This is a genomic window from Aquimarina sp. TRL1 (genome assembly GCF_013365535.1).
In the GTDB taxonomy this organism is placed as follows: domain Bacteria; phylum Bacteroidota; class Bacteroidia; order Flavobacteriales; family Flavobacteriaceae; genus Aquimarina; species Aquimarina hainanensis.
In genome coordinates, this window is sequence record NZ_CP053590.1 from 1125318 (window position 1) to 1134534 (window position 9217).

Consider the following 9217-nt stretch of genomic DNA (forward strand, 5'->3'; position numbering starts at 1 on the left):
TTACCCTTCTATTATAATAGAATACACTTCTTCTATCGTTGTAACCCCTTTAGACACTAATCGTAGTGCTTTTACGGATAATCTATTTTCTTTATCTCGTAAGAATTGTTCTTCTAATTGTTGTGAATTTGTCTTTATTGCCTGTGTTAATTCATAATCCACAGGAATCATTTCATAAATAGCAGTTCTTCCTTTATAACCTGTATAATAACATTGATCACACCCTACTGCTACATAATGGGTTTTCAACTGCCGGAATAAAGGATGCTTATATGCTTCTTCTCGTACTGTTTCTTCTCGTTTACAGCACTCACATAGTTTTCGTACCAATCGCTGTGCTACAGAAATTTTTAAGGTTTCTGCTATCAAAAAAGCAGGAACTCCCATATCGATCAGTCTGGAGATGGTTCCTATAGCAGAATTGGTATGAATGGTAGACAGTACCAAATGCCCGGTAAGGCTTGCACGAATAGCCATTTCTGCAGTAGCCCCATCCCGGATCTCTCCCAGCATAATAATATCCGGATCTTGTCGTAAAAAGGTCCGCAAGGCACTCGAAAAAGAAAGCCCTATATCCTCTCTCAACTGTACCTGATTAATCCCCTTTAAGGTATACTCTATCGGGTCTTCTATCGTGACAATATTACTGGTCATTTTATTCAGTAGTTTCAGGCTGGCATATAAGGTGGTGGTCTTTCCTGATCCGGTTGGTCCACTGATCAGAATGATTCCCTTAGAAGCTTTTAAGGCTTCCAGGTATTGTTCTTTCTCTGTAGATTCCATTCCCAGTGCATCAATGCTTACATGGGTCGTATCTCTCCCCAGTAATCGCATAACTATTTTCTCTCCGTACAAAGTCGGCAGTATCGATACCCGAATATCAAATGCCTCGTAATTAATACGTCCATCCTGTGGCAATCGTTTTTCGGTAATATCCAAATTGGATCTGATCTTTATTTTATTGACCAGTTCCAAATAATTTTCTCTTTCTATTTTAAATTTTTCAATCAGCTTTCCATCAATCCGATAGCGAATTCTGGCTTCATCACTAAACACTTCGAAATGAATATCACTACTCCCGATGCGTTTGGCTTCCAGGATTAATTCATCCAGAAAATCCTGACCTCCCTGTATTGTCTTAGCTGCTGCTGTTTCTCCTGTCGCAGTTGTCTCTATTTCTGTTCCTCTGCGGTAATATCGGATCAATGCTTTTTTGATCGCTGCAGAAGAAATCGGAGCTACTTCTATAGCTGTTCCTAATAATAGTGTGAGCTCTTCCCGAACCATTTCGGAATCTTTATCTGCTGCTACATAGAAACAAAGGGCATCTCCCTGATCTTCTTTGGGAATCACCTGTAGGTGATGTGCCAGATCTGCCGGAATCCGCTGTTGTAGCTCTGTTGTTAATTCGATGATATTCTCTCCGTTCATAACACACTCAGTTTAGCATAAAAAACATCGGACTCCCAGCATATTTGAAACACGCGTATCCCTAGCATATAGAGTGCCAATAATCCTGCTAAAGGGACCAAAGCCGTTTTTCTAAGGGTAGGAATTGCAGTAAACACCACAATAGAAAAGAGCAGTCCACTGATAAAAAACAGTATAAAATTAGACGGACTAAAAAAGGGAATTACAGCTGCCAGAAATAATATATCTCCCAGACCGATCATTTCCAAAAGATCTGTAGCTGCTGTGTTGCGAATACGAATATACAGATAGCCCCCTCCCAGAGTCAATAGTAAAAACAACAGAGAATATCCTGCCATTTTCACTTCATATCCCCTGAGGTAAAACTGGTATGCTCCCAGTACAAATATCCCAATAGGAAGTGCTATATGGATCGCTCTATGGCGATAGTCCTGCCAGAAAATCAATGCCAAAAGCACCAATACGCCTACTTCTATAAGTAATTCCTGATACTCCATTAATCCCTCACTACTTCTTTTAATTGCTTTTTATCATCAATCGACCAGGTATTGAAATTTCCATCTCCATCAAAATCAGATAACGAAGTTGCAGTTGCCTTAAAATTATTGGTTCCTGCTTCGATAATTTGAATCTGATATACGGCCTGCCCCCCTTGTTCTATGGTCAATGCCGGCTCGAATCCCAATGCTTCAAAATCACTGCTATAGCGTGAGTGTCGGTAAAAGTAGTTTTTCTCTAAACCATAGAGGTGATTGAGCATACTCTGCGCCTCGATGGACTTCGCCTGGGCAATCACAGAGGTCTGACTGGGCAGTACCATGAGTAATAATATGCCTATAATACACAAGACGATCAGAATCTCTGTCATCGAATATGCGGCTACATATCCTTTTTTTAACTGTCGATGTTTTTTTATAACCATAATCTTCGTGTTCCTTATTTTTCTATTGTATTCACAATTTTTTATCGTTCATCTTCCCTGTTCTTACAGGTTATTTATTCCTTCTCCCCAATAATTGGAGTATCAATATTTATCCTCCTCTGATAATCTTACTGAGATCAAACATCGGAGCATACATTGCTACCATAATCACACCTACGATGAGTCCGATCACAATAATGATAATGGGTTCCAGAATTACTCCTATCATTTTGGTCTTATGTTCTACTTCTTCATCATATTCATCTGCCAAACGGGCGAACATAGTATCTAATTGATTGATTTCTTCTGCCACAGCCACCATCGATGTGAGCTTATATTCGTAGATACGGTGCTTCTTCATCGCCGCTGCAAACGACGTTCCGCGAATTACATCGGTTCGGATGGTATCTATGGATGTTTCGATGGGATAAAACCCAATTACTTTTTTTACCATTTCCAGAGAATCGGTCAGGGGTGTTCTGGCAGTCAGCAACAAATCCAGAAACTGACAATACCGAGCCAGATATACCATTTTGATCAAGCGTCCAAAAAAGGGAATTTTAAGTAATACTTGTGCCTGATACCTCCTGTAGGTCGGATGTTTTTTATACAGCCTGATCAGCAGTACTACCGTCAGTAGTACTACGATGCCGATTCCCAGAATCAATGGAAATTTTTCTGACAGCAGCATGATTTTTTTGGTCAATGCAGGCAATTCGCCATCAAACTGCTGAAACACGGAACCAAACATAGGTACCACATAGGATAGCATAAAATACAGTACCCCTACGGTGAGTAGCAAGACAAAAGACGGATAGGTAATTACTGATATGATCTGTTTTTTCAGTTTGAGTTGCCTTTTGAAATACTTATGCAACTCCATCAGTACCGCATCCAGTTTTTTGGTTTCTTCTCCTATTTTAATACTGTAGTACTCATAGGGAGAAAACCGGTTGGTTTCTTCCAGCGCCTCATAAAAGTTCTTTCCTTTGATGATCTTATTTTTTATCCCCAAGATCAGGTCTCTGATAAATTCTTTTTTCTGCTGATTCGCCAGTATATCCAGTGCTGTTTTAAAATCTACCCCTGCCCCCAGTAAGGTCGCCAGGTCCTTATACAGTTTTTCTTTTTCCTTGGCGCCAAACTTTTTGGTCAGCCCGATTTCCTGGTGCAGAAACCCCTTCCCAATACGGTCTTGACCTTTGGTTTTATTTTTTCCGGATAATGTCGATAAATCTACTTCCATCAAAAATTCATTCGTGTGGTTGCCTTATACTGTTTTGCTACCCATAGAGACAGTGACTCTTCAAACATAGTCGTTCGGATCTCTGCCTTGTGGATATAAATTTCTCCTGTGTTTTTGTCCGTTTCCGAAAACAAAACCACTTTTTCTATAGCGATGGTATCTTTGATCATTCCCTGAGTACGAATCAGCTGCTGTGGCTGAACGGTGTACCCTATACTACTCTCATCATATCCAATCGCGGAAAACCCTTCAGGGGTCTTTATTATTTTTACCGCTTCATAAAAATCTGTTTTCATTCGCAGGTACATTCCCGACAGCTTATCTTGCTGCTCCATGGATTCCCTGTATAAACGGATCTGATCGACAAATGTCGAATATGCAAAATAGATCAATCCCAGGATAATAGACATAATAGCCAGATTGACCAGCATCTCTAAAATGGTAAAGGCTTTAATACTATAATTGCTCATCGTCCATTTCTATTAAATAATTATATACCTGTACGGTATCCTGATCTTTTAGTACCGTAAAAACTACTTGTCGCACTCCTGTCTCCCCATAAGGCAGGATGCGCTTAGCTATCCTAAAAGAGGGCTGAGTTATCATCCCCTCTTCCCAATCCTGTGTTTCTTGCAACTCGATATATGCCTTATCTACTGCCAACCGCATTTTTAGCTCCACCGCAGAAGGGCTGCTATTGAGTACCTGTACATACAACCGAATCGCAATCAGCAAACAAGTTGCTATAATGGTGATCGCAATCACTGATTCCAGGAGTGAACTGGCTGGAACCCGATAGTTACTGTACTTGCTTAATCCGCTCAAAACCGTTGTTTTTTGGTGAATCGAACAAAGGAAGTCCAGCAAAATCTGCCGGAATATCTTCGGTAGTAATCACCCCGTTAAAAATCATATCCTCATACTGAGCGCTTTCTGTAATGAGTTCGAATTTATGTACGTATACACTTCCCCGAACAACGCCTTCTAACTGTAGCAATCCATCGACATACACATCGCCGGTAATCACCGCTTTTTCTTCAATGATTACTTTTTGTTGCTGACTCTGTTCAAAATTCTTGCTATCCATCACCACACCTCCATATATTGTCGCTCCCTTAGCAATATGAATATTGCATTCAGTATTTATCCCAGAAGCCGGGATAATCAAACAAGAGGGATAGGATAAGATCACATCGGTACCAATCTCGATTTCTTTATCGGCCAGTACCTGAATACTTCCTCTAAAACCACTTCCTATCACCACTTTTGGCGCCTGGATAATCACATCTTCTAATAGGGTTTCTTTATTGATATACAGCGTATCTGCACTTCTGATAATCACATGACCCCGTGCCTGTAGCCCATCTAGGTTTTCTCCTTTGGCAACAAAAATTTCTCTTAGCGGTTGTTGAAAACTTTGATAGATATTCCGTTCAGAAAAACGATTTCCACGTACCGGAATTTCTCTTTTCTCCGTACTTGCTATTCTCGGTATCTCCCGCAGCGGAGGTAGTTTGGAAGCAGATCGTCCAATTTTTCCTCTGATGACGGGATTATTTTTCACCTCATTTCCTCCGATATGAGCTATTTCATATCCCAATTCCGGTAATTGCATGGCACCTATTATCTGAGCAGTTCCGGACACTTTAATTTCTTCTCCATAATCGCAGGCATAGAGTGCCGGCATTTCTTTTTTTCTTTTTGTTCCCACGATATAGCAACTGCGGATGGTATCTTTTTTAAAATACGCTTTTCCGACAACCCGCTCATACATCCCCCATGGAACTCTGGATACTGTACAGGTAATCCCATCTTCAAACAGTTTAATTTCAGTTCCTTTATCCCTATTCGGCTGTTGCGATTGTGCTAAGAAGTATGTAAAACAGCTCTCGCAGCGATCGATCAAACTGGCTTGTAATTGCTCCCTACTATGTTTACTGATATAGGCGGTAAACAGGTATACCAATCCACTGCATAAAATCGCGATGATCAAACACACATAGATTGCATATAATAAAGAGCCTGCTTTTACCATTAGTTACTTTGTTTTGGCGGGATATTCGTTTTGGGTTTTTGTTGTTTCTTAGCGCGTTTTTTTAGTTCCCGTTGTCTTTTTTTTGCGGCTTTTTCTGCGGCTGTTTTTTTTCTAAATACCTTTTGGAACCAGGCTTTGCTATTTGTAATCCACCCTTCTTTTTTGGGCTTCTCTGTCTTTTCGTTTCGCTTTTTGGGTTTTTCGACTACTTTTTCTCCTTGTTTGAAATAAGTTGTATCCTGTGTCTGGTAATCAATCCAGCGTCCGTGTTTTTTTCCTCGGGAATATTTCCCGCTGATACGGGCTACTCCCTGATCTGAGTAGGCTGTGTATGTACCAGAACGCAATCCTTCCCGCCAGTAGGTTACTTCTTTTAGCGTTCCGTTTTGATACCAGCTACTCCAGCGATGGTGCTTGATTCCTTTTTCAAAAAAACCTTCTTCTGCGATACCTGCTCCTCGGTAACTCTTGGTATACCGACCCTGTAGTAACGCTCCATTAGCTCCTGACTGACTTTGATGAATCTCCCCAAGCCGATACCAGTAATACTGCCGGTTTTCTTTAAACACAGTTAGCTTATGATCGGTTACATAAAACTCATAATTGTACTGATCATCCGAAATGATCTTTCGGGTTTCTTTAGAAAGAAACTGGAAAGAGCACAGCCCTCCTATTAGTACTAACAGCAATAATCTCATAATGATTTGGTCTTTATCAGGTTGGTGATTTCTTTATAAAGCAATTGGAGGATCGGTAAATTGAAATCGGATCAGCCCATTCCCAAAAAGCAAGTCCTCATAAAGTATTTCTATGGACTCCCCTTCCGGAACTCCTTCAAAATATAACAGCACTTTTTTATAAGGTGCTAATTTAAAATTGCGTTCAAAAGTCACTCCCGAACAGCGAATACTATCCCCTGATTGGGTAATGGCTTTAAAATCTTTCTGAATCTCGAAGGCCATATATTTTACTCCTGATTCATAATCCATTCGGGTGAAGGTTTCCTCCAGCAGATCTTTGCCTTTTTCCTGTTCGAAATTGATCTCAACAATGCGTTCAGTTTTTACTGTTTGATAGATAGAATCGATCTCCCGGAGGTCCTTCTCCGGAAATTGTTTTGCCAGATAAAAGGGAACCGGTACCTGTGTTGCCTTATACGAAAGCCCTTCGTATAAACGGGTCATGGATCTGGAGGTCCATCCTCGCTCTTTTAACTGATACATGGTATCCTTTTCTACCAATTCGCCTTTTTTGGATTCTCCCGTACACGAAAGAAAAAAAATAATCACTGCAATTCCTGCAATTCCTTTTTTTAATATGTCCATTATATCCTCAATATATATTCCCTAATCCTTCGAAAAAAAAATGATGCACCTTCTTTAGTATCTTACAAAAATATCCAACCTGCCTCTCTTTTTTTAAAACACTCATGTCCATTTACAAATGGACATATCACAAAACAAACACAATCAACTAAAAAACAAGACACTACACATACATCAAGACTCCTGCACTGCTTTTTATTTTATCCCTATTTTGAAGTACTCTTCAGGGATATTGAAACGCGTTGTTTTTAAATTCCGACTGTCAAAAGTAGATCTTATACTAAAAAATCAGGTTTTTGTCCTCCGGTTTTTTCTGTCTTTGCAGTAGATTTTTCGAAAAGCAACCATCCCCGGCTCTTTTTGGAGCATGTAATCCCTGATAATTGCCTTCCTGTCATCCCATTCTCTTATCTATAACTTTTCTTTTGTTTTTCCTGTTATTTTTTAGGGGGATATATGGCTGCATCCTCTTCAAAAAGCATATAAAACCTCTTGAAAAATTTTTTAAACCTCTATATTACAAGCTCCTACACAGAAAGCCCTCTGATAATCACTACTTTCGTTTCTATTAACATCGCCCTCCTTTTTTCGGGATGGCATAAAAACAATATGGCAACCAACAATTTAATTTCAACTGCATTCTCTACTGAGGAAGTAAACAGTATTATTGCATCTATTGCTACTATTGAAAAGATTATCAGTGACAAAGTGATTAATCTCACGACGGAAGAACGCCAACTATACGGAAAACTGGGTTAAAAAAGTCGGGGGGCATATATGGATCAAAAACCTGAGCTCATTCCTTTTTATCTGGATAAGAAAGAATTTGATAAAGATGTGAAAGCCCTTGAGGATATCAAACCGATACTGCGATGAATTACTTCTGTATATGAAAGTCTGGATAATACTTCTAAACTACTTAGTACTGATATTTATAATGCGGCAATTACTTATTATCGCAATATTAAGCTGATCAGCCAGCAGAATGTAGCGGGTACTACAAGTACCTATAAGGATTTATCGAGTCAGTTTCCGGGGCGTAGTTCTGCTATCCCGGAAGAAAACAGGGATTTGGATCTTCCTAACGACCTATAAGGCATAGTGAACAACTATCGGAGCGTTCTGTACGTATTTTAGCCCGTTCAGACACCCCTGTCTCCTTCTCCTTTGATCTCGTTATCCATTTCCTGACCCTGGAAGCCGTAGCGGTAGTTCCCACTATTCCCATGTCTATTGGGTAAAAGCATCCCAAAAAGATAAAACACAAGATGAACATTTAAAATTGATTGACAAGCTAGACGAGGAAGATAAATCTACCATCTTTAAAATCATTGATAAAATGCTTACCAATAAGAAGTTTAAGGATTTCTTTGATAAAAACGCAGCTTCACTTTAAGGCATAAAAAAAGCTACCCAGTATAAAAACTAAGTAGCTCTCTTTATTTATATAGTATACATTTCCTTACTGTACCGCCACTAGCAAATGCTAGCGGTAGCCGTTACTCTGACAAATTAGCATCATCAGGGATGCCAACTCTCACGATAAAACACTCGTAGAAAAACTACAACTACTCGATATGCTTGATGAGGATGAAAAAAAATCTATATATACCCTGATTGATTCGCTTGTCTCTAAAAAGAAGTTAAAAGACAATCTAAAAAACCTGGCTAATCTATAAAACAACAAAAGCTACCTGTTACAGTAGCTTTTCTGGTTATTTTTAATCGATAATTACTTTACTATTTGAACTTCTCTCCATAAACTTGGAGAGTCCACAAAATAGACAATATCTTTATTATTTAATTTGGAAAAATTTGGTAGTAATTTCATAGACTTAATCAGAGATAATTCTAAATATTCTTCCTTTAAACAAATACTTTCTATTTCATTATCAATTTCTTCTACCAAGTATAACCTTCTAGATTTATCCAATAATAACCATTGATACGGATCATTACTCTCATCATTAATCAGTATACTTCTTTGCAATAAAGTCACTATTTCTAAGCCTAACAGTAGGTTATTATATGCACCTACTTTGGTTAAAACATCAATATCGACATATACATTAAGTTCAAGATAAAAACACTTTTTTAGGTCATCTAAATAAGATTTTTCACATCTAATCAAAAACTCTCCTTCTTCTAATAATTCTCCTACCTGATCTTCTTTACATTCAAATATCAATCCTAGACTTTTTTTTACTTCTAGCAAAGTAATTTCATAATCTAAATAAAAAACAAAATGTTGATTCATA

The 9217-nt window shown here is 38.7% G+C and carries 13 protein-coding genes; 1 reads left to right on the plus strand and 12 read right to left on the minus strand.

Features of this window, described 5'->3' with window-relative positions:
• The 10 genes from HN014_RS04505 to HN014_RS22715 all read right to left on the minus strand — a co-directional run bounded on the left by HN014_RS04505 (nucleotide 1) and on the right by HN014_RS22715 (nucleotide 7357).
• Nucleotides 1-1431 (minus strand): GspE/PulE family protein, encoded by a 1431-nt coding sequence (locus tag HN014_RS04505; protein ID WP_176027697.1) that lies wholly within the window; start codon nucleotides 1429-1431, stop codon nucleotides 1-3.
• Nucleotides 1428-1928 (minus strand): hypothetical protein, encoded by a 501-nt coding sequence (locus HN014_RS04510; RefSeq protein ID WP_176027698.1) that lies wholly within the window; start codon nucleotides 1926-1928, stop codon nucleotides 1428-1430. The genes HN014_RS04505 and HN014_RS04510 overlap by 4 nt, the downstream gene beginning before the upstream one ends.
• Nucleotides 1928-2353: a type IV pilin protein gene (locus HN014_RS04515; RefSeq protein ID WP_176027699.1), complete on the minus strand. Its 426-nt coding sequence runs from the start codon at nucleotides 2351-2353 to the stop codon at nucleotides 1928-1930. The genes HN014_RS04510 and HN014_RS04515 overlap by 1 nt, the downstream gene beginning before the upstream one ends.
• Nucleotides 2354-2462: 109 nt before the next feature.
• Nucleotides 2463-3599 (minus strand): type II secretion system F family protein, encoded by a 1137-nt coding sequence (locus HN014_RS04520; RefSeq protein ID WP_176027700.1) that lies wholly within the window; start codon nucleotides 3597-3599, stop codon nucleotides 2463-2465.
• Complete coding sequence (locus HN014_RS04525) at nucleotides 3599-4069, minus strand: type II secretion system protein J (protein WP_176027701.1); 471 nt, start codon at nucleotides 4067-4069, stop codon at nucleotides 3599-3601. Before HN014_RS04525 ends, HN014_RS04520 begins: the two co-directional genes overlap by 1 nt.
• A complete protein-coding gene (locus HN014_RS04530; protein ID WP_176027702.1) occupies nucleotides 4056-4424 on the minus strand; it encodes a hypothetical protein in 369 nt (122 codons plus the stop codon). Before HN014_RS04530 ends, HN014_RS04525 begins: the two co-directional genes overlap by 14 nt.
• Nucleotides 4399-5634 carry a hypothetical protein gene (locus tag HN014_RS04535; RefSeq protein WP_176027703.1) on the minus strand — a complete coding sequence of 412 codons (1236 nt, stop codon included), beginning with the start codon at nucleotides 5632-5634 and terminating at the stop codon, nucleotides 4399-4401. The genes HN014_RS04530 and HN014_RS04535 overlap by 26 nt, the downstream gene beginning before the upstream one ends.
• A complete protein-coding gene (locus HN014_RS04540) occupies nucleotides 5634-6332 on the minus strand; it encodes a toxin-antitoxin system YwqK family antitoxin (RefSeq protein ID WP_176027704.1) in 699 nt (232 codons plus the stop codon). Before HN014_RS04540 ends, HN014_RS04535 begins: the two co-directional genes overlap by 1 nt.
• A 33-nt stretch (nucleotides 6333-6365) precedes the next feature.
• Nucleotides 6366-6959, minus strand: a complete 594-nt coding sequence (locus HN014_RS04545; protein ID WP_176027705.1) for a hypothetical protein — start codon at nucleotides 6957-6959, stop codon at nucleotides 6366-6368.
• A gap of 275 nt (nucleotides 6960-7234) precedes the next feature.
• Nucleotides 7235-7357 (minus strand): hypothetical protein, encoded by a 123-nt coding sequence (locus tag HN014_RS22715; protein ID WP_303246388.1) that lies wholly within the window; start codon nucleotides 7355-7357, stop codon nucleotides 7235-7237.
• A 211-nt stretch (nucleotides 7358-7568) separates the two neighbouring features.
• Between HN014_RS22715 and HN014_RS04550 the strand changes: the two genes are divergently transcribed.
• Nucleotides 7569-7718: a hypothetical protein gene (locus tag HN014_RS04550; RefSeq protein WP_176027706.1), complete on the plus strand. Its 150-nt coding sequence runs from the start codon at nucleotides 7569-7571 to the stop codon at nucleotides 7716-7718.
• A 322-nt stretch (nucleotides 7719-8040) separates the two neighbouring features.
• On the opposite strand, the gene HN014_RS22550 is transcribed toward HN014_RS04550, so the two are convergent.
• Nucleotides 8041-8187, minus strand: coding sequence for a hypothetical protein (locus tag HN014_RS22550; RefSeq protein ID WP_217704364.1), 147 nt, complete (start codon nucleotides 8185-8187; stop codon nucleotides 8041-8043).
• 504 nt (nucleotides 8188-8691) lie between these two features.
• Complete coding sequence (locus HN014_RS04555) at nucleotides 8692-9147, minus strand: hypothetical protein (RefSeq protein WP_176027707.1); 456 nt, start codon at nucleotides 9145-9147, stop codon at nucleotides 8692-8694.
• Between the last annotated feature and the right edge of the window lie 70 nt (nucleotides 9148-9217).